A 20348-nucleotide genomic window follows, 5' to 3' on the forward strand; every position below is an offset into this window, starting at 1 on the left:
CGATTAGATCGCCAAAGCCGTTAAGGTTTTTGCTTCAAGGATTCTGCGAATGGCCCCAACCAATGTCATCGTAAATGGTACTTTTAATAGCGGTTCCGCAAATTGGTCTGGTACGGATATCGAAGCTGACCACACTGAGGGTGCCTATCTCGGGAATGGTTCATCGAATCGTGTGGCCGAAATGGATGGCAACGCAAGCCAAGTCACGGTGATGGAGCAAACCTTTACGCTGGATGACCCCAAATCCGGCGAGCTTAGCCTGGATTCCGCACTTAGGACGGCATCTAACTCGAATGCAGGCAGCGAAGGATTTACCGTCGAGATTCTGGACAGCAACGGCGTCGTTATCGCCTCGATGACTGTTCTGCCGACTGCGAACAGCTTTTCCACATTCACCATGCAGGTCGATTTCCCTTCCGCCGGTGACTATACCCTGCGCCTTACCGAACTTGGCCCTAATGATAGCCTTGGCGCCATTGTCGATAACATCGAGTTACTGGTGTGTTTTTGTCAGGGCACCCTGATCGAGACGGAATTCGGGGAACGTCCCGTTGAAACCTTGCGCGAAGGTGATCTTGTGCTGACCCGATCGGGGCTGAAACCTGTCAGATGGATCGGACAGCGGCATCTTTCGGCAACCGATCTGGCAATCAATCCAAACCTAAATCCGGTTCGAATCGCGAAATCCACATTGGGGGACGGTTTGCCGAAACAGGATCTATTGGTTTCCCGGCAGCACAGAATGCAAATCTCTTCGGCGGTGGCGCAGCGCATGTTCGGATCGCCGGATGTGCTGGTCGCGGCCATCAAGCTGTCGGAATTGCCGGGAATCGAGATAGACAACAGCCTTGATCAGGTTGTGTATTACCACCTGCTGTTCGACAACCACGAAATCGTTTTTGCAAATGGCGCCCCGAGCGAAAGCCTGTTGCTGACCGACACGTCGCTGGCATCCGTTACGGCGCAGGCCCGCGAAGAAATCCAAATGATCTTTCCGAATCTGCTGGAAGCCAAGAATACGGTGCCGTCTTATCCGATCCCTGAAAATCGGCTGCAAAAAAGACTGGTCGAGCGGCTGCGGAAGAACCAAAAATCCCCGCTCGTGTCACAGGTAATGTGATCAGGACTGGAACACCGCGCCGACTTCGGAGCGAATGATCCGTGCGATCAACCGGCAATCATCCAGTGAAAAAGTCAATGGCACTCGCATATCCATGATCCCGGTCAAAATGCGGTCACTCGCAGGCAGAGGCGCGCTTTCCACATATCGCCAACTGTCATAGCGCGAGGTAAATCCGGTGGGCTCTGCTCCGCCGAACCATTTCAGATCCACACCACGCGCCGCGCAGCGCTGCATCACAAGAGCAATCCGTTCGGGTGACCAGTCCAGCAGCAAGAACTGAATAGACGAGCCCACATAAGTTTCCGCCTCGGGTCGTTCGACAATGGTAAGTCCCGGCGTGCCGCGCAGCCCTTTTTCGATCTCGACATAGCGCTCATTCCACCGGTCAATCTGTTGTTCCAGATTGCGAAGCTGCGGCCTAAGGATCGCGGCCCTCAAATTGTCCATGCGCCCTGAGACGTTGGGCGTGGTGTACTTGATCCGCTCGAACACCTCTGGGCCCGGCGCTGCAAGGTGGCGCTCATACAGCATGTAGGATCCTGAAAGGACCGTCGCCTTGGCAGCCAGTTCCTCGTCATCGGTAATCAACAAACCGCCTTCACCGGAATTTATGTGCTTGTAGGTCTGGCAGGAATAACACCCGATAACGCCCTGCCGTCCGGATTTTTGCCCGCGCCATGCGGCGCCCATCGTGTGCGCGCAATCTTCGATCACGGCCACACCGGCGGCATCGCAGATTTGCATCAACCGATCCATGTCGCACAGATGCCCGCGCATATGGCTGAGCATCAGCACATCAGACTGATCCAGTTTGCTTTCGAGATCATCCAGATCAATCGTCAGCGCTTCGGTCACACCGACAAATACCGGCTTGGCTCCGATCGAGGCAATCGCCCCCGGCACCGGCGCCAGGGTGAAAGCGTTGGTCAGAACCGTATCTCCGGGCTGCACCCCTATCGCGCGCAATGCTGTCGCCAGTGCATAGCCGCCCGAAGAGACCGCCAGACAGTATTTTGCGCCGGTCTGCGCGGCAAATTCCTGTTCTAACAGGGCGGTCTCGGCCAGTTCGCCGGGCGAGACGTTATATCTGTGCAGCCGGCCATGACGCAAAACGGCCAGAGCCGCCTCGATCGCCTCATCCGGGATTGGTTCCTGCTGGGTGAAATTGCCAGTAAACTTCTCAGTCATCTTTTCGCTCTTGAGGCCGCGATGGGCCGGGGTCAAGGGGTCAGGCTGCAGCTCCGACCAAATCAAAAACAAGTTTCGGCAGGTCATCAAAATGATGCAACAGCGCTTCGGGTTTCAGCGCAGCCATGTCGTCGCCAGATGGCCCGAATGTTACAAGCACCGAAGGTACACCTGCAGCACGCGCCGTATTCCGGTCGGTGTCGGAATCCCCGATCAGAACGCACAGATCCGGGTGTCCGCCGGCCCGGCGGGCAGCTTCACGCAGGGGCTCCGGATCGGGTTTGCGAACCGGCAAAGTATCCGCACCGACGAGTGAGCCGAACCGGTCGCGCACACCCATTTGGGTCAGCAGCTGATGTGCCAGAGCCTCGGGTTTATTAGTGCAGATACCAACGCCATAGCCTGCCTCTTTCAACTTTCCAACCGCGTCCAGCGCGCCTGGATAAAACCGGGTATGGGTGTCAATCGCCTCCGAGTACGCTTCTAAAAGCATCGGGTAATAAGCGTGAACAGCCTGCTCGTCATAGGCCCCAACCCGCTTCAAACCGTGGGTCAGCATCATCCGCCCACCACGCAAAGCGATACCAGCATCCTGCCCGTGGACCAGCACATCGCCGTGCCCCATATCGCGAAAACAATGGTTTGCGGCCTCCAGCAAATCCCCGGAAGTATCCGCCAGTGTCCCGTCCAGATCAAAGATGACTGTTCGCATTACGCCTCCTGCCTCGGCGGGTTTTCGCCACGTCTTGTTGCAAACGGCAATCTAGTTTGATGGCTGAACCGCTTGCGACTTTACCCTCAGCGGATAAAACGGACTGCAACAAAACACAAAGAGAAAACGATTTCATGAGTATCGCCCTTGTCATCCTTGCTGCCGGTAAAGGCACCAGGATGAATTCGGATATCCCGAAAGTCCTGCACCCGATTGCTCAGGCGCCTATGCTGGTCCATGCCATGCGCGCTGGTGCTGTTTTGTCGCCCGAGCGGACCGTCATTGTCACCGGGCACGGGTCCGAAGCCGTTGCCAAAGCGACCCTGGCCGAGGACGAGACCGCACAAATCGCCATTCAGGCCGAACAGCTGGGCACCGCCCATGCTGTCGCACAGGCGCGCCAAGCGCTGCAGGGTTTCAACGGCGACGTGGTTGTTCTGTACGGGGACACGCCCTTTTTGCAACCCGATACGTTGGAACGTATGATCGAAGCGCGGGCCAAGAACGATCTGGTTATTCTGGGTTTTGAGGCCGCAGATCCTGCACGCTATGGCCGGTTGGTCATGAACGGACAGGCCCTTGAACGCATCGTCGAATACAAAGACGCCTCGGATAAAGAGCGCGATATAACACTTTGTAACTCTGGTCTTTTGGCCTGTGACGCTGAATTACTGTTTTCGCTGATCGACAGCGTGGGAAATGACAATGCCGCCGGTGAATATTACCTGCCGGATGTCGTGGCAATCGCCCGATCCCGTGGCCTGAATGTCACCGCAGTCGCCTGTGACGAGGCACAGACGCTGGGTGTGAACTCACGCGTTGACCTGGCCGCTGCGGATGCGGTTTTTCAGGCCCGTGCCCGCGCCGAACTGCTGGATTTGGGGGTCACGCTGATGGCGCCGGAAACCGTCTATCTGGCCGCTGATACCGTCATTGGCCGCGATACGGTGATCGAACCCAACGTGGTCTTTGGCCCCGGTGTCACGGTGGAAAGCGGTGCAACGATCCGCGCGTTTTCGCATCTTGAGGGCTGCCATGTCAGCCGCGGCGCCATCGTCGGCCCCTATGCCCGCCTGCGCCCCGGCGCTGAGCTGGCAGAAAACACCCGCGTCGGAAATTTTGTTGAAATCAAGAATGCTGAGATCGCCGAAGGCGCCAAGGTCAACCATCTCAGCTATATCGGGGACGCAACGGTTGGGGCGGCGACAAATATCGGCGCGGGCACGATCACCTGCAACTATGATGGCGTGATGAAGCACCAAACGACCATCGGCCAGAACGTCTTTGTCGGATCGAACACCATGCTGGTGGCACCTGTCACCATTGGTGACGGCGCGATGACGGCCACCGGAACCGTGGTGACGCGCGATGTGGAAGCGGATGCTTTGGCCGTTGCGCGCGCCAAGCAGGACAACAAGCCCGGTTATGCGCGTAAATTGTTTGACATGTTGACGGCGAAGAAGGCTCGTCGCGACAAAGGAGCCTGACAGATGTGTGGGATTGTAGGCGTATTGGGCAAGCACGAAGCTGCCCCTATCCTGGTCGAGGCCCTAAAACGGCTGGAATACAGGGGGTATGACAGTGCAGGCATTGCTACGGTCAATGGCGGATCCCTGGGTCGGCGTCGGGCTGTAGGCAAGCTGGTAAACCTCAGCGACCTTCTGGTGCATGACCCGCTTCCCGGTAAATCCGGTATCGGCCATACCCGCTGGGCCACCCATGGCGCGCCGACAGTTTCGAATGCGCATCCCCACCGGGCCGGGCCGGTTGCCGTTGTTCACAACGGCATCGTTGAAAACTATCGGGAGCTGCGGACAGAGCTGGCGGAACACGGGATCGGGTTCGAAACCGAAACCGATACGGAAACCGTCGCCCTGATGGCTGAACATTACCTCAAATCAGGGCTGCCCCCGGTTGAAGCCGCCTATAAAACCATCGACCGGCTGGTCGGCGCATTTGCCCTGGCCTTTCTGTTTGACGGCGAAGATGACCTGATCGTGGCCGCGCGCAAAGGCTCGCCACTGGCAATCGGGCACGGGGACGGAGAGATGTTTGTCGGCTCGGACGCCATCGCGCTAGCGCCGCTGACGGATCGCATCACCTATCTGGAAGAAGGTGACCGTGCGGTTCTGACCCGCACATCGCTGGAAATCCGCAACGAGGCAGGTGAGCTTGCCAATCGCGAAACCCGCAAGATCAAAGTGGATCACAGCCGCGCCGACAAGGCCGGGCACAAGCATTTCATGGCCAAGGAAATCGCGGAACAGCCGATTGTGGTTGCCGAGGCGATCCGGTCCTACCTGCCCTCTGCCGGGGATCAGGTCGTTCTGCCGGGGGATCTGGATTTCACCAAGCTGGACCGTCTGACGATGGTCGCTTGCGGGACTGCTTTCTACGCCTGTTTGACCGCCAAATACTGGTTCGAGCAACTTGCCAGAATACCGGTCGAAGTCGATATCGCCAGCGAATTTCGCTATCGTGAACCTCCGATCCCGGAACGCACTATGGCGCTGTTTGTCAGCCAATCGGGTGAAACCGCCGATACGCTGGCCGCCCTGCGGTATTGCGACGGCAAAGCGGACAAGGTCGTCTCAGTCGTCAATGTTCCAGAAAGCTCGATCGCACGTGAAAGTGACATCGCCCTGCCGATCCATGCCGGGGTCGAGATAGGCGTCGCCTCGACCAAAGCCTTCACCTGTCAGCTGAGCGTGTTGCTGATGCTGGCGCTCAAGGCTGCCGCGGACCGTGGCACGTTGAGCGACGAGGAACTTGCCGATCACGCCGCCGCATTGCGCGGGCTGCCTTCGGTGCTGAACACCGCGTTGGATCAGAACCGGGCCATCAGGAAATCCGCCCAGCGCTTGTCCGAGGCGCGCGATGTTCTGTTTCTGGGACGCGGCCTGATGTACCCGCTGGCGATGGAAGGGGCGCTGAAACTCAAGGAAATCAGCTATATCCATGCCGAAGGTTATGCTTCGGGTGAGCTAAAGCACGGCCCCATTGCCCTGATTGACAAACACATGCCCGTGGTGGTTCTGGCCCCGCGAGACACGGTGTTCGACAAAACCGTGTCGAATATGCAAGAGGTCATGGCACGCAAGGGTAAAGTCATCCTGGTGTCCGATGATGACGGCATCGCCGAGGCCGAAGACGGGGTCTGGAGCACGATCCGCATGCCGCATGTGCACCCCAGCCTTGCGCCGATCCTCTATTCGGTGCCCGCTCAGCTGCTGGCCTATCATACGGCGGTGGCCAAGGGCACGGATGTGGACCAGCCGCGCAATCTGGCGAAATCCGTAACGGTGGAGTGACGCATGTCCAAGCAATTTCCGGCGCTGGATGACGCCCATCGCAAGTTTATCGAGGATCAGCATCTGTTCTTCGTCGGCACCGCCGGACCTGAAGGACGGGTCAATATCTCTCCCAAAGGGATGGACTCGCTGCGGGTACTGGGGCCCAATCGGATTGTCTGGATGAACCTGACCGGCAGTGGCAATGAAACCGCCGGGCATTTGCTTGAGGTCAATCGCATGACCCTCATGTGGTGTTCCTTCACCACACGCCCGCTGATCCTGAGGACCTATGGCACCGCGCGTACATTGCATGCCGGGGACGAGGGCTGGGACGCGTTGGCCGGGCTGTTTCCCGACCACCGCAGCGCCCGCCAGATCTATGACATTGCGATTGACATGGTTCAGACCTCTTGCGGGTATGCCGTACCGTTCATGGAATACCAGTCCGAACGGGACACGATGCAGAAATGGGTCGACGGTAAGTCCGATGACGATATCCGCGATTATTGGGTTGAGCGGAACCATCAGACGATCGACGGCAAGCCAACACGCGCTGCGGACCAATGACGCCCGTCACCTATCTTGACCAGATCCGGGCCCATGCCGACCCCGAGCGCGCCGTGCAGATGGCGGCTTATCACAAGGTCGAACGCCTCTATCTGGGCGTTGCAAATCCGGTTCTGAACGACCTGACCAAACTATGGCGACAGGAACTGGACGTTGCTGCGCGGGTGGATCTGGCTGACGCCCTCTGGCAGACCGATATCCACGAGGGCCGTCTGGCCGCAGCCAAGTTGCTGACCCAAGCCCGTATCCGCCCCGATGAGGCTGCTTGGGACCTGCTGCAAAGCTGGTTGCCGGATTTCGACGCCTGGGCGGTGGCAGATCACGCCTGTATGGCGATGCAGAAACGCTTGTCTGCGGACCCGGCGCGGTTGGATCAGGTCGAAAGCTGGACAGCGTCAGACCATATGTGGACACGGCGCGCCGCGCTGGTCGCCACCCTGCCCTGGACCAAGCAGAACCACCCTAAGCCAGAAGACCTGAACCGGCGCGACCGTATTCTTGGCTGGGCAGCGGGCTATGTGCCCGACCGTGACTGGTTCATCCAGAAAGCCGTTGCCTGGTGGCTGCGTGAGTTGTCGAAACATGACGCGGACCGAGTGGTTAACTTTCTGCGCGACCATAGTGCGGCCATGAAGCCCTTTGCTCGGCGTGAAGCTGGCAAATATCTGAAAGGTCAGTTGGAATAAACTTCCAGCTCGACAAGTTCGTCATAAGGCAAAAGCAGCGCCCGCATCGCATCCAGCGACAGCCTGCTTCCACTGCCTTGGGGCCCACGGGCCGGGACCAGCGTGATATAGGCCTGCGCCCCTGTTCTGGGCACGACAACGCGACCCGTGAACTCTGTCTCGACCAAAGGCGTTTCCATCCAGCGTCCCGGCGTTGTCGGGTCACCTAAGCTGGCAATGGTGGTCTTGGCGCCAACCCAACCTGCGGCGGTTGCGGGGACCCGAACGGATTCGGTGACGTCTGCTTCCGCGGCAACCTCTGGTTCAGCCGCAGGTTTGTCGCGACCGAAAACCCGATCAGTTGTCGAGCGGACAGTGTCACAGCCCGCAACAAGGATACAAATGGTCAGCAGAGCGTATTTCATGGCCTGAACTTAGCCCCCCTCACAGGACTGTGCCAGCACAAAGCACAGTTCAGGCTTGTCGCAGGCCAGTCGCCGCTTTACGTATGACGCATGACAGCTCCGCTTATCGACCCGTTCGCACGTGCCATCACCTATCTCCGCGTCTCCGTTACGGATCGCTGTGATTTTCGCTGTGTTTACTGCATGTCCGAAGACATGAAGTTCCTGCCGAAAAAGGACCTGCTGACGCTGGAAGAGCTGGACCGTATGTGCACGACCTTCGTGAAGATGGGCGTGGAAAAGCTGCGCATCACCGGGGGCGAGCCGCTGGTCCGCCGAAACATCATGTCATTCTTCAATGCCATGACCCGGCATCTGGACAGCGGCGCGTTGAAAGAGCTGACGCTGACAACCAATGGCTCGCAACTGCACCGCTTTGCTGACGATCTCTATGCGGCGGGCGTGCGCCGGGTGAATGTGTCGCTGGACACGTTGGATGATGAGAAATTCAGCCAGATCACCCGTTGGGGCCGGTTGAAACAGGTTCTGAACGGAATTGATACTGCCCAAAAGGCTGGCCTGCGGGTCAAGATCAACGCTGTGGCCCTGAAGGGGTTCAACGAGGCCGAACTTCCAACAATCACCCAATGGTGCGCTGAGCGCGACATGGATCTGACCTGGATCGAGGTAATGCCGATGGGCGATATAGGGAACGAGAACCGTCTGGATCAGTACTGGTCGCTCAAGGATGTCCGCAAGGAATACGAAAGCCACTATACCGTGTCCGATCTGGCAGAACGCACTGGTGGACCCGCGCGATATGCGCGGCTTGAAGAAACGGGCCAGAAGATCGGCTTTATCACACCGCTGTCGCATAATTTCTGCGAAAGCTGCAATCGCGTCCGCCTGACCTGTACGGGTGAGCTGTATATGTGTCTGGGGCAAGAGGACATGGCCGATCTGCGTGCCCCCCTGCGAGATCATCTCGATACCGAGGTGCCGCTGGAACAGGCCGTCCGCGCGGCGATAAATCTTAAGCCCAAAGGTCACGACTTCGACTATTCCCGCCAGGCGGTCGACGGCAAGATGAGCCGCCACATGAGCCATACGGGCGGCTGACATGACCGCCCCCTCTGGCCAGCCGACGCTGCTTTACCGTTTGTATTGCAGCCTGACCGCCGTTGCTGCACCTTTGGCTTGGCGCACCGTGCGCAAGAAACTCCTGGCGGCAGATGTCCCGACAATTCGTCAGCATGAAAGGCTCGGCCATGCCAGCCTACCACGCCCCAAGGGCCGATTGATCTGGTTCCACGCTGCAAGTGTGGGGGAAACCCTGTCGGTCATCAGCCTGATCAAACGGCTGGGTGAACGCCTGCCGGATGCCCAGTTCCTGGTGACCTCGGGCACCCCAACTTCGGCGGCGCTGATCGAAAAACGGATGCCACCCCGTACGCGACACCAGTATCCGCCGCTGGACACCGCAGGGCCGGTCCGGCGATTTCTGGATCACTGGCGCCCCGAAGCCGGAGTATTTGTCGAAAGCGAAATCTGGCCACGCCTGATCGTTGACGCGGCTGGACGGGGAATCCCTCTGGCCCTGTTGAATGCCCGCCTGTCAGAGAAATCCGTCGAAGGTTGGAAAAAACGGCCGCAAACCGCACGATTCATTTTGGACAATTTCAGCCTGTTCCTGACCCAGAATGGCAAAACCGCCGCTAATCTGGTGGACATGGGGGCTGTGGCGGACCGCGTGCAACCGGGAACCAACCTCAAAGCGATGTCCGATCCGCTTCCGGTCGATAATTTTGTGTTGGAAGATATTCAGACCCAGATTGCAGGGCGTCCTGTGTGGATCGCCAGCTCGACCCATGCCGGAGAAGAAGAGATTGTTCTGGCCGCCCATGCGAAATTGTTGGAGCGCTGGCCCAACCTTCTGCTGCTGTTGATCCCGCGCCACCCCGAACGCAGGCAGGATGTGGCTGCGCTGTTGAAACAGGCTGTTCAAACTGCCGTATTCCGAACATCCGAAGGGCGTATCGACACCGAAACACAGGTCTATGTTGCCGACACACTGGGCGAGACTGGCACGTGGTACGCGCTTTGCCCGATCGTATTTCTGGGCGGTTCGCTGCATGAGATCGGCGGACATAACCCGTTCGAACCCGCTCAGGCCGGGGCGGCAGTAATAACCGGTCCCGGATACTTCAACTTTGCCGAAACCTTTGCGCCGCTCATCGAGGCCGGCGGCGCGGTTGAGGTGAACTCGGCGCAGGCCCTGGCAGACGCGGTCACGACCTGGCTCAGCGATCAGGACGCGCTGGATACTGCGCGCGATGCCGCAAAATCCTGCGTCAACACGCAGAAATCCGCGCTCGATTCCATTGTCGAGACCCTGTGCGCCCGGTTGAAACTGGAGACCAAACCTTCATCTGGCTAAGGGCATTAGGGGCAGCGCAGGTGCCTGCCCCTTGGGGTCAAGCCGCTGGCATCCTTTGCTCCACGATTTCGGCCCACCAGCTGCATCCTGCAGGGATGGCCTCATCGTTGAAGTTATATTCGGGATGGTGAACGGCGGCGGTGTCCCCGTTGCCCACCAGAATATAAGCGCCGGGGCGTTCTTCGAGCATAAAGGCGAAATCCTCGCCGCCCATGATCAGCGGTGCCTGGTCACAATCGCCCGAGACGGACCGCGCCACCTGGGCCGCGAAATCGGTTTGATCATCACTGTTCACCATCACCGGGTAGCCCCGGTAATAGGTCACCTCGACCGCTCCTCCGAATGTGGCGGCCACGCCGTTGCAGATCTCGGTCACGCGCTTTTCGGCCATATCCCGCATCTCCCGGCTCATCGTGCGGACGGTGCCGCGCAGCTTTACAGTCTGCGGGATCACATTGAATGCGGTTGAAGAGGTTTCGAACGAGGTCACCGAAACAACCACCTGATCCACCGGGTCAGCGTTTCGCGCCGCGATGGTCTGGAGCGCCAGAACCGCCTGCGCCGCCATCACCGTTGTATCCACGGTTTCATGCGGCTTGGCTGCGTGGCCGCCCTTGCCTTCAAAAACAATGTCGAACTGATCAGTAGCTGCGAAAAACGCGCCAGGACGGATGGCGAAACTGCCCACCGGACGGCCGGGCCAGTTATGCATTCCGTATACTTCCTGAATGCCCCAGCGATCCATCATCCCGTCTTCACACATCTCACGACCACCGCCGCCACCTTCTTCGGCAGGTTGGAAAATGACCACCACTGTCCCGTCAAAATTCCGCGTTTCCGAAAGGTATTTCGCCGCCCCCAACAACATCGCAGTATGACCATCATGGCCGCAGGCATGCATCGCCCCATCGGTATTCGAGGCATAGTCCAATCCGGTCGCCTCATGGATCGGCAGCGCATCCATATCGGCACGCAAACCGATAACCTTGCCGCCCGTGTCCGCCTTGCCCTTGATCACACCCACCACGCCCGTTCGGCCAATTCCGGTGACCACCTCATCGCAGCCGAACTCTTTCAGCTTTTCCGCCACCAGCGCACTGGTGCGATGGGTTTCAAACAGGATCTCTGGATTTTGGTGGATATCACGCCGCCATTCCGTGATTTCACTCTGCAGTTCTGCGAAGCGGTTTTTGATCGGCATGTGTATCTCCCAAAATCATCGTTCGTCGCTGTCACCGGGACGCAACGCGCCTGACAACAGGACAATGAAAACAGCCAGCGGCAGCAAGGCCATGAATGCAAGACGCAATGTAAGCATCTCTGCCAGAAACCCAATAAGGGGCGGGCCAATCAACAACCCGCCATACCCTAATGTGGCCACGCTGGCGATGGCTTGACCAGGCGGGACATGCGGATCATTTGCCGCCCTGCTGAACGCAAGCGGCATGATCACTGCATATCCAAGCCCCATCAGTCCAAACCCAACCAGAGCAATCCCGGCATCATAGGCCGATACCACAGCCAGCACCCCCAAAGCGGCGCATACCCCTCCGAAACGGGCCGTCGCGGTTGGTCCGAACCGCGCGATCACGACACCACCCACCAGACGGAACGCGACCATTGTCACCGAAAAGACGGCATATCCCAGCGCCGCGACGCTTTCGGGTGCACCGGTCACATCCCGCAGGAAAATCGCGCTCCAGTCCGCGACGGCCCCTTCACCCAATGCCCCGCACAGGGCAATAAACCCGACAAGTATCAACGCACCCGACGGAAGTGCAAATATCGCCCCGCCCGAGGGCGCAACGCGGCGTGAATTCCACTGCACACGGGACAGAGCCAGTGTCAGCCCAACTACGATGCCACCGGCCAGCAAAAAGTGCTGTGTCACCGTCAGGCCCATCTGTATCGCACCAAATCCGCTCAGCGCTCCCAGACCGGCCCCCAGACTCCACATCGCGTGAAAAGACGACATAACGGGCCTGTCATAAGCGCGCTCAACCTCTGCCGCCCAGGCGTTCATCGCAACATCCATTGAGCCGTGGAAGGCCCCGAATACGAACAGGAAAAACGCCAATGCCCAAAAGCTTCCGGCAAAGGCCAGCAGGATAAGGGATGCGGTATAAAGAATGGCGATGATCCGCGTGATCGCCACAGCCCCGAACCGATCCGTCAGACGTCCGGTAACCGGGAACGAACACACAGCCCCAGCCGCCATGAACAGCAAGCCGTAGCCAAGCGCTTCGTGCGACAGGTCCAGGTGATCCCTGACTGCGGGAATACGCGAGGCCCAGATCCCGAACAAAGCGCCGTTCAAAATGAACATGGCCGCCACGGCCCGCCAAGCGGCCATAATTCCGATCACGTATTTTCCTTTGCTCCGCGCCCGCCCCTGTCAGTTCTACAGCCTTGGGAAGGTTTAGCAAACGCGGATTAGGCCAACCGCTTTCGTATATGCCTGATACCCAGCCAGACACACAGGACAACCGGCAAGGTTGCCGCCGCGGTCAGCATCCCCTTGCTGATCCCGGTGGCGGTCAACGGGTACAACAGATAGCTGGCCAGTGAGACCGCATAATAGCTAATCGCCACCACGGAAAGCCCCTCGACTGTGTGCTGCAACCTCAGGGCCAGATCAGCACGGCGGTCCATACTTTCCAGCAATGCCTGATTCTGGGCGCTGCGTTCCACATCTACCCGGGTCCGCAGCAACTCACCCCCCCGGATCGCCCGGTCGGACAAGGTCTGCAGCCGACTTTCCGTGGCTTTCACTGTCCGAATTGCGGGCTCATACCTGCGCATCATGAAATCGGCAAAGGACTGACGGCCCTCGAACCTTTCCTCGCGCAATACCTCGATCCGTTGGTTCACGATGGCCTCATAGGCCCCGGTAGCCCCAAAGCGAAATGCGCATCGGGCAGAAAGTGTTTCCAATTCGATGGATGTTGACAGCAGATCCGGCAGTAGTTCGTCAGGATGCGCCGAGTTATCTGTCATCTGCCCCATAAGCCGGGTCAGCTTTCCATCCAGCTCTCCGATTTTCGGCATCAGTTGCTTGATGCGAGCAAAGCCCAACATGGACATGGCTTTGTAGGTTTCGATCTCGCACAGGCGCTGGATGATGCGCCCGGTTCGGCGCTGTCCTGTTCCCTTGGTCACGAAGAGCGCGAAGCGCATATGCCCAGCCGGATCAATCCGAAAGTCACTGGCACAAATCGCAGCATCATCCAGCACGCGCGCAACCGCAAGGCTTTCGGGTTCGAACCATTCGGCCAGCGCGGCTTTTACCGCCTCATCATCTGGTCTTTCAGTCACCCGAACCATGGCCGAGGTTATCCTCTGGCCCGGGCTGGCCATCAGCCAATCAGGTGGGAAAGCCTCAAAATCAGCGGGGTTGAAGGCCCGGTCACTGACATTCCGGGTGATCGCCGTATAGGTCACAAATTCCGTGTGCTGCTCCCACTTGAGCCAGTGACGCCCGATCTGACCAGCGTAATGCGTCGCGTCCGGCTGCGGGTGCTGCGCACCGTGACGGTCCAGAAGATTGACCAGATGGGCAATGTCTTCGCTTCGGTCCCGCGCAACCGCCGCCACGGGATTCTTGATGGCCAAAAACGCAACGGTGCATGGCGTCGAGGCCACGGGAAACGGGCGCGCATGCAACTCGTTGGCCAGCGAATAGCGCAATGGATGATCGTCGATCGGCGTCATTGAATGCTCCGGCGTTGTCCGGCGCACTATACGACAGTTCAAAAATACATCAATTATCTTTTTATTTCAATAACTTACAGGAATACAATGGTATACAAACCCCTTATGTCATTGATTTGGCTGCCACAGTTCGATTGGGTTGCCCTCAGGGTCGTGAATACGTGCGAATTTTCCAACCTCGCTATCCCATTCCGGATTGGTCTCGACGGCAATGCCTGCGGCTTGCAAATGGGTCGTCATGGCAGACAGATCATCAACCCGAAAATTGATCATCCACTGCTGCTCGGCGCGGCCAAAATAATCGGTGTCCTGCGCAAACGGGGCAAAGACCGTATAGCCTTCGCGCTGCTTCCAGGGGACGGGATCGTAATGATGAACGCCAAGATGGGTCTCGTACCAATCCCGCAGCGCTTCCGGATCTCTGGCGCGAAAAAACACGCCACCTATGCCGTTGACCTTTTCCATGGGGCACCTCCTAGTCTTTCTATAATTGCCCAAGGATACCACATTCCGCCCGCCTCATCTGGCCAGAAAAATCTTGGGGGCTTGGAGGCAAAGCCCCCAACATGACAAACAAGAAAAGGGCGCCCGAAGGCGCCCTTTGCATTTTGGTTAAGGCTTTAGATCAATCGATCATTGGCAGCAGCTTGTCCAGCGACTGTTTCGCGTCGCCATAGAACATGCGGGTGTTCTCTTTGAAGAACAGCGGGTTTTCGATACCCGAATACCCCGTACCCTGACCACGTTTGGACACGAACACCTGCTTGGCCTTCCAGCATTCCAGAACCGGCATACCGGCGATGGGGCTGTTGGGGTCTTCCTGTGCTGCAGGGTTCACGATGTCGTTCGAACCGATGACGATGGCAACATCCGTATCCGGGAAGTCGTCGTTGATCTCATCCATTTCCAGAACGATGTCATACGGCACTTTGGCTTCCGCCAGCAGCACGTTCATATGACCCGGCAGACGACCGGCAACCGGGTGGATCGCAAAGCGCACGTTCTTGCCTTGCGCGCGCAGCTTGCGCACCAGTTCGGAAACCGATTGCTGCGCCTGCGCCACCGCCATGCCATAGCCCGGAATGATCACCACGCTGTCGGCGTCATTCAGGGCTGCGGCAACACCGTCGGCCTCGATTGCAATCTGCTCGCCTTCGACAGCCATCTGCTCACCTTGCGGACCACCAAAGCCACCCAGGATCACACTGACAAAGTGCCGGTTCATCGCCTTACACATGATGTAGGAGAGGATCGCACCGGACGAGCCCACAAGCGCACCGACCACGATCAGCAGGTCGTTGCCCAGCGAAAAGCCGATGGCCGCAGCCGCCCAGCCTGAATAGCTGTTCAGCATCGACACAACCACCGGCATGTCGGCACCGCCGATGCCCATGATCAGGTGATAACCAATAAACAAGGCGGCCAGCGTCATCAGGAACAGGGGCAGGAATCCGCCCGTGGACGTGTACCAAACCAGACAGATCAGCGAGAGCCCCGCCGCAGACGCATTCAGCGCGTGACCACCAGGCAGTTTGGTTGCCGTCGATGTGACCTTGCCAGCCAGCTTGCCATAAGCCACGACCGAACCGGTAAAGGTGATCGCGCCGATGAAGATGCCCAGGAACAGTTCCACGTGCAGGATTGCCAGCTCTGCCGCTGTCTTCTTGGCGATCAGCTTGGCAAACGCGCCCAGGTCGGACAGGTCGACATCTTTGGCGGCATCAACAACCGCAAAAACTTCGGCGACATTCTTGATTTCAAAATGCGCGTTGAAACCCACGAACACAGCCGCCAAACCAACCAGCGAATGCATCGCAGCCACAAGCTGTGGCATCTCGGTCATCTGGACGCGCTGCGCCACATATTGACCGATCAGACCACCACCTATGATCAGCAGCAGTGACAGCAGCCACAAGCCCGAACCGGGGCCAACCAGCGTAGCGAAAACCGCCAGCGCCATACCGACGATGCCATACCAGACAGCGCGCTTGGCGCTTTCCTGGTTCGACAGGCCGCCAAGCGAGAGGATGAACAGAACAGCCGCAACAACGTAGGCGGCAGTGGTGAAGCCATAATCCATGTGCCCGGCCTCCTTAAGATTTCTGGAACATGGCAAGCATGCGCCGAGTTACGAGGAAGCCACCGAAGATGTTGATCCCGGCCATGAATACGGACAGAGCCGCCAGCAGAATAACCAGGAACGACCCGGATCCGATCTGCATCACTGCGCCAACGATGATGATCGACGAGATCGCGTTGGTAATCGCCATAAGCGGTGTGTGCAGGCTGTGCGCGACGCCCCAGATCACCTGGAATCCCACGAAGATCGCCAGCACAAAGACGATGAAGTGCTGCATGAAGCTGGCCGGAGCAATCAGACCGATCAACAGCATTAGCGCACCACCGATACCCAGCAAGGTGAACTGCTGTTTGGTTTGCGCCTTGAAGGCCGCAACTTCCTGCGCCTTTTTCTCCTCCGGGGTCAGCTCCCTGACCTCAGGCTTTTTCTGAGCGGCAATCGCCTGAACTTTCGGCGGCGGTGGCGGGAAGGTGATTTCACCTTCATGCGTCACGGTTGCGCCGCGGATCACGTCGTCTTCCATGTCATGGTTGATCTGACCGTCCTTTTCAGGCGTCAGGTCTGTCATCATGTGACGGATGTTGGTTGCGTAAAGCGACGAAGACTGTGCCGCCATCCGGCTTGGGAAATCGGTATAGCCGATGATGGTCACGCCATTATCGGTCACGATCTTCTCATCCGCAACGGTCAGCTTGCAGTTGCCGCCTTTTTCCGCCGCAAGGTCCACGATCACCGAACCCGGTTTCATCGCTTCGACCATGTCCTTGGTCCAAAGCTCGGGCGCTTCGCGGTTGGGGATCAACGCGGTGGTGATCACGATGTCCATTTCCGGAGCAAGCTCGCGGAACTTGGCCAGCTGTGCCTCGCGGAATTCATCGGACTGAACACTCGCGTAACCGCCGGTTGCCGCGCCGTCCTGCTGGTCTTCTTCGAAGTCCAGATAGACGAATTCGGCGCCCATGGATTCAACCTGCTCCGCCACTTCGGGGCGTACGTCGAACGCATAGGTGATCGCACCCAGAGAGGTCGAGGTGCCAATGGCGGCCAGACCGGCCACACCGGCACCTACGATCAGAACCTTGGCAGGCGGTACTTTACCAGCAGCCGTCACCTGACCGGTGAAGAACCGGCCAAAGTTGTTACCCGCTTCGATCACCGCGCGGTAGCCCGCTATGTTGGCCATCGACGACAGAGCGTCCATCTTCTGGGCACGACTGATACGCGGCACCATTTCCATGGCGATCACGTTGGCGCCCTTGGACTTGGCGGCCTCCATGCCCTTTTCATTCCCTGCGGGGTTGAAGAACGAGATCAATGTCTTGCCCTTGGCAAGACGCTTCAGCTCGGTTTCATTTGGCTGACGTACCTTGGCGACGATGTCGGCGGCTTTCCACAGCGCCGCCGCGGTTCCGATAACCTCGACACCCGCCTCTTTATATGTCGCGTCCGAGAACCCGGCCGCAGCGCCGGCCCCTTTCTCGATCAGGCACTCATACCCGAGCTTTTGCAGTTGACGGGCTGAATCCGGAGTCATCGCGACCCGGCTCTCACCGTCAAATGTTTCCTTTGGCGTTCCAATCTTCAACGGCGCGTCCCCCTAATTTTCGGTCAGTTCGCAAGGATAGTTGGCATTCTATCTGAAGAACCAGTTTTAACTGCGCAAGATTATTTCGCAAGCGCAGCATTGTTACGTCGTGTAAAATCCCGTCCACCTCAGATCCAGCGGCGGGTTTGCCTTTCATATCTGGCGAAATCCGTGCGAAAGGCACGGCGCATACGGTTTTCTTCCGGCACAATAAACCTGCGTTCCAAAATCCAGACAAAAACAGGCATCAACACCAAGGACAGCACCGCGTCGAAACGCAGAATCAAGCCGGCCAGAATAAGTACATCGCCAACGTAGATCGGATTGCGGCTGCGCTTGAAGATACCTGTTTGAACCAGACTCGATGGAGTTTCATGCGGCAGGACGGTCGTTCGATGCCGACGAAACTCGGCAATCGCCAGCACGACAAGAACGACGCCGCCCCCGATCAGAAGGCCGCTGAGCAGGTCGGTAAACCCGCTGGCCAGCGACAGACCGAAGGACGCATAGTTCGCCTGCAGCCAGGCGAGAACAGCAAAGGCCACCAACCAAGCGGGCGGAATGTCGAGTTTGCGCTTCATGCTTGTTCCTTTGATCCTGCGGTATGGATGTCGCATTTGTCGGGGTATGTACCGCTTTGCATCCACGAAAGCAAAACCACAGTTGGTCGCATCTGTGCATTTTCGGCCGAACGCGTAGACACGGCAGAACTGATCAGATAGCCCTTTAGTCAGACATTTGTCAGAATTCTGCACAGGACCTCCATGACTGATTTCGCTGCAACCAAAGCCATGTTCGATCTGCCGAATGGAACCATTTATCTGGACGGCAACTCGCTTGGCCCATTGCCACGTGCTGCCGCCGAGCGGGTGAGCGGAATGATGACACACGAATGGGGTCAAATGCTGATCACCGGTTGGAACAAGGCCGGGTGGATGGGGCTTCCGACCGGGCTTGGCGACCGTATCGGGCGGTTGATCGGGGCGGAACCGGGTACCATCGTGACCGGCGATACCCTGTCGATCAAGGTCTATCAGGCTGTCGCCTCGGCGCTGGAGCTTTGCCCCGACCGCAAGGTTGTGCTGTCTGATAACGGCAATTTCCCTTCGGACCTTTATATGGTCGACGGTCTGCTGCGTTCACTCGGATCGGAATACGAACTACGGGTGGTCGCACCCGAGGATGTTGCCGAAAACCTCACCAAAGACGTCGCGGTTCTGATGCTGACCGAGGTCGATTACCGGTCTGGCCGGATCCATGACATGGAGGCGCTGACGGAACAGGCCCATGCGAACGGCACAATAACCGTATGGGATTTGGCCCATTCCGCAGGGGCGATCCCGGTTGAGCTGTCCAGCTGCAATGCAGATTTTGCCGTTGGCTGCAGCTATAAGTATCTGAACGGAGGCCCTGGCGCGCCGGCGTTCATCTATGTGGCGCCCCGCCATGCGGATCGCGTGCGCCCTGCATTATCCGGATGGCTGGGCCATGAAGCCCCGTTCACGTTCGATCTGGATTACCGCCCCGGACAGGGTATCGAGCGGATGCGTGTCGGCACACCTCCAATCATCCAGATGACCGCGCTGTCTGCGGCGATGGACATCTGGGACATGGCCAACATCAAGGACGTGCGCGCCAAGTCAATCGAACTGACCGAGCTGTTTATTTCGGGCGTCGAGGCCACCTGCCCTGACCTGAAACTGGCCAGCCCCCGCGACCCTGCGCAGCGTGGCAGTCAGGTTTCATTCCGTTTCGCCGATGGCTATGCCGCAATGCAGGCCTTGATCGCGCGCGGCGTGATCGGTGATTTCCGCGCCCCGGACATCATGCGCTTTGGGTTCACCCCGCTCTATATCGATGAGCAGGATGTAAACGGCGCGGTGGACATTCTGGCCGACATCATGACCAACCGGTTATGGGACGCACCGGAATTCAAAGTCAGACAGCGGGTTACCTGATTTCCAACGCTGCACCAATCATGGCGGCAAGGTTCGAGTTCATCCGGTCGAATTCTTGAAAATCCGTCGCGCTGATTTTGTTTCCCCGCAGCGCAGAGGCAATGGTCTCCGCAGTTTCTCTTGCGCCATCAAACAAACGGGCACGATCATTCGACGCTTCTTTCTGTAGCCACCCGGTATATAAAGATTGCAGCCGGGCCTCGCCCTGCGTGATGATATCCGAGGCCAGCGACTTTCCTGCATCTAACAGTTCCATCCCGTGTGGAGAGGACATGATCTGAGCCATACCATCGGTCTGCACGTGGATTGCCTGGCCGATGATCTGCGAAACCGAGCCGTCTGCCTGCAGGGCTTTCGCAACGGCTTCGATCTTCTCCTCATAGTGCAACTCGGTGAGTCTGCGCAGGATCGCCTCTTTGTTGTCGAAATACAGATACAATGCCGGGCGCGAGATCCCCACGCCCTTTGCGATTTCATCCATCGACGTCTTTTTAAAGCCGTAAGCCGCGAATGCCTTACGCGCCGAATCCAGTATGGCAAGGCACTTTGCGTCTAGCACGAAATCTCTCATCTGAACCTTTTGACACTTTTCACTCAATTTGTCAGTTGACACTCTGACACTCAC

Annotated in this window: 19 protein-coding genes; 8 read left to right on the forward strand and 11 right to left on the reverse strand. The window is 58.2% G+C overall.

Annotated elements, in window-relative coordinates:
- Window positions 1–49: 49 nt before the first annotated feature.
- The gene (locus tag AC2FJ5_RS09365) at window positions 50–1120 is read left to right on the forward strand and encodes a Hint domain-containing protein (protein WP_496793189.1); all 1071 of its coding nucleotides are present in this window, start codon (window positions 50–52) and stop codon (window positions 1118–1120) included.
- Here the strand turns inward: AC2FJ5_RS09365 and AC2FJ5_RS09370 are convergent, their stop codons facing one another.
- Both AC2FJ5_RS09370 and AC2FJ5_RS09375 read right to left on the reverse strand, forming a co-directional pair.
- Entirely contained in the window at window positions 1121–2311 is a 1191-nt protein-coding gene (locus tag AC2FJ5_RS09370) for a DegT/DnrJ/EryC1/StrS family aminotransferase (RefSeq protein WP_271950215.1), read from the reverse strand.
- Window positions 2312–2351: 40 nt separating this feature from the next.
- Window positions 2352–3023, reverse strand: coding sequence for an HAD-IA family hydrolase (locus AC2FJ5_RS09375; protein WP_142634920.1), 672 nt, complete (start codon window positions 3021–3023; stop codon window positions 2352–2354).
- A gap of 134 nt (window positions 3024–3157) precedes the next feature.
- Between AC2FJ5_RS09375 and glmU the strand changes: the two genes are divergently transcribed.
- The 4 genes from glmU to AC2FJ5_RS09395 are packed head-to-tail and all read left to right on the forward strand — an operon-like array spanning window position 3158 to window position 7569.
- Window positions 3158–4510, forward strand: coding sequence for a bifunctional UDP-N-acetylglucosamine diphosphorylase/glucosamine-1-phosphate N-acetyltransferase GlmU (gene glmU / locus AC2FJ5_RS09380; protein WP_496701727.1), 1353 nt, complete (start codon window positions 3158–3160; stop codon window positions 4508–4510).
- Between the two features lie 3 nt (window positions 4511–4513).
- The gene (gene glmS, locus AC2FJ5_RS09385; RefSeq protein WP_281994883.1) at window positions 4514–6334 is read left to right on the forward strand and encodes a glutamine--fructose-6-phosphate transaminase (isomerizing); all 1821 of its coding nucleotides are present in this window, start codon (window positions 4514–4516) and stop codon (window positions 6332–6334) included.
- Window positions 6335–6337: 3 nt separating this feature from the next.
- Window positions 6338–6883 carry a pyridoxamine 5'-phosphate oxidase family protein gene (locus tag AC2FJ5_RS09390; RefSeq protein ID WP_496702129.1) on the forward strand — a complete coding sequence of 182 codons (546 nt, stop codon included), beginning with the start codon at window positions 6338–6340 and terminating at the stop codon, window positions 6881–6883.
- Window positions 6880–7569: a DNA alkylation repair protein gene (locus tag AC2FJ5_RS09395; protein WP_496789525.1), complete on the forward strand. Its 690-nt coding sequence runs from the start codon at window positions 6880–6882 to the stop codon at window positions 7567–7569. The genes AC2FJ5_RS09390 and AC2FJ5_RS09395 overlap by 4 nt, the downstream gene beginning before the upstream one ends.
- On the opposite strand, the gene AC2FJ5_RS09400 is transcribed toward AC2FJ5_RS09395, so the two are convergent.
- Window positions 7557–7973: a hypothetical protein gene (locus AC2FJ5_RS09400; protein ID WP_496690863.1), complete on the reverse strand. Its 417-nt coding sequence runs from the start codon at window positions 7971–7973 to the stop codon at window positions 7557–7559. The genes AC2FJ5_RS09395 and AC2FJ5_RS09400 overlap by 13 nt on opposite strands.
- 90 nt (window positions 7974–8063) lie before the next feature.
- On the opposite strand from AC2FJ5_RS09400, the gene moaA reads away from it, so the two are divergent.
- A complete protein-coding gene (moaA, locus tag AC2FJ5_RS09405; protein ID WP_496694854.1) occupies window positions 8064–9071 on the forward strand; it encodes a GTP 3',8-cyclase MoaA in 1008 nt (335 codons plus the stop codon).
- Between the two features lies 1 nt (window position 9072).
- Complete coding sequence (locus AC2FJ5_RS09410; RefSeq protein ID WP_496793191.1) at window positions 9073–10389, forward strand: 3-deoxy-D-manno-octulosonic acid transferase; 1317 nt, start codon at window positions 9073–9075, stop codon at window positions 10387–10389.
- Window positions 10390–10426: 37 nt separating this feature from the next.
- Here the strand turns inward: AC2FJ5_RS09410 and AC2FJ5_RS09415 are convergent, their stop codons facing one another.
- From AC2FJ5_RS09415 to AC2FJ5_RS09445, 7 genes are all read right to left on the reverse strand, one after another.
- The gene (locus AC2FJ5_RS09415) at window positions 10427–11590 is read right to left on the reverse strand and encodes a M20 aminoacylase family protein (protein WP_496793192.1); all 1164 of its coding nucleotides are present in this window, start codon (window positions 11588–11590) and stop codon (window positions 10427–10429) included.
- 15 nt (window positions 11591–11605) lie between these two features.
- The gene (locus AC2FJ5_RS09420; RefSeq protein ID WP_496793194.1) at window positions 11606–12754 is read right to left on the reverse strand and encodes an MFS transporter; all 1149 of its coding nucleotides are present in this window, start codon (window positions 12752–12754) and stop codon (window positions 11606–11608) included.
- A 68-nt stretch (window positions 12755–12822) separates the two neighbouring features.
- Window positions 12823–14100 carry a DUF3422 family protein gene (locus tag AC2FJ5_RS09425; RefSeq protein ID WP_496793195.1) on the reverse strand — a complete coding sequence of 426 codons (1278 nt, stop codon included), beginning with the start codon at window positions 14098–14100 and terminating at the stop codon, window positions 12823–12825.
- A 108-nt stretch (window positions 14101–14208) separates the two neighbouring features.
- Complete coding sequence (locus tag AC2FJ5_RS09430; protein ID WP_496793197.1) at window positions 14209–14565, reverse strand: VOC family protein; 357 nt, start codon at window positions 14563–14565, stop codon at window positions 14209–14211.
- 160 nt (window positions 14566–14725) lie between these two features.
- Window positions 14726–16180: an NAD(P)(+) transhydrogenase (Re/Si-specific) subunit beta gene (locus AC2FJ5_RS09435; RefSeq protein WP_271950227.1), complete on the reverse strand. Its 1455-nt coding sequence runs from the start codon at window positions 16178–16180 to the stop codon at window positions 14726–14728.
- Window positions 16181–16193: 13 nt separating this feature from the next.
- Window positions 16194–17765, reverse strand: a complete 1572-nt coding sequence (locus tag AC2FJ5_RS09440; protein WP_496793198.1) for a Re/Si-specific NAD(P)(+) transhydrogenase subunit alpha — start codon at window positions 17763–17765, stop codon at window positions 16194–16196.
- Window positions 17766–17893: 128 nt separating this feature from the next.
- Window positions 17894–18346: a methyltransferase family protein gene (locus AC2FJ5_RS09445; RefSeq protein WP_142634949.1), complete on the reverse strand. Its 453-nt coding sequence runs from the start codon at window positions 18344–18346 to the stop codon at window positions 17894–17896.
- Window positions 18347–18529: 183 nt separating this feature from the next.
- Here AC2FJ5_RS09445 and kynU point away from each other — a divergent pair, with 183 nt between their 5' ends.
- The gene (kynU, locus tag AC2FJ5_RS09450) at window positions 18530–19723 is read left to right on the forward strand and encodes a kynureninase (RefSeq protein ID WP_496793200.1); all 1194 of its coding nucleotides are present in this window, start codon (window positions 18530–18532) and stop codon (window positions 19721–19723) included.
- Here kynU and AC2FJ5_RS09455 read toward each other — a convergent pair.
- A complete protein-coding gene (locus AC2FJ5_RS09455; RefSeq protein WP_142634953.1) occupies window positions 19716–20294 on the reverse strand; it encodes a TetR/AcrR family transcriptional regulator in 579 nt (192 codons plus the stop codon). The genes kynU and AC2FJ5_RS09455 overlap by 8 nt on opposite strands.
- Between the last annotated feature and the right edge of the window lie 54 nt (window positions 20295–20348).

The organism is Ruegeria sp. CDSA221 (assembly GCF_059611825.1).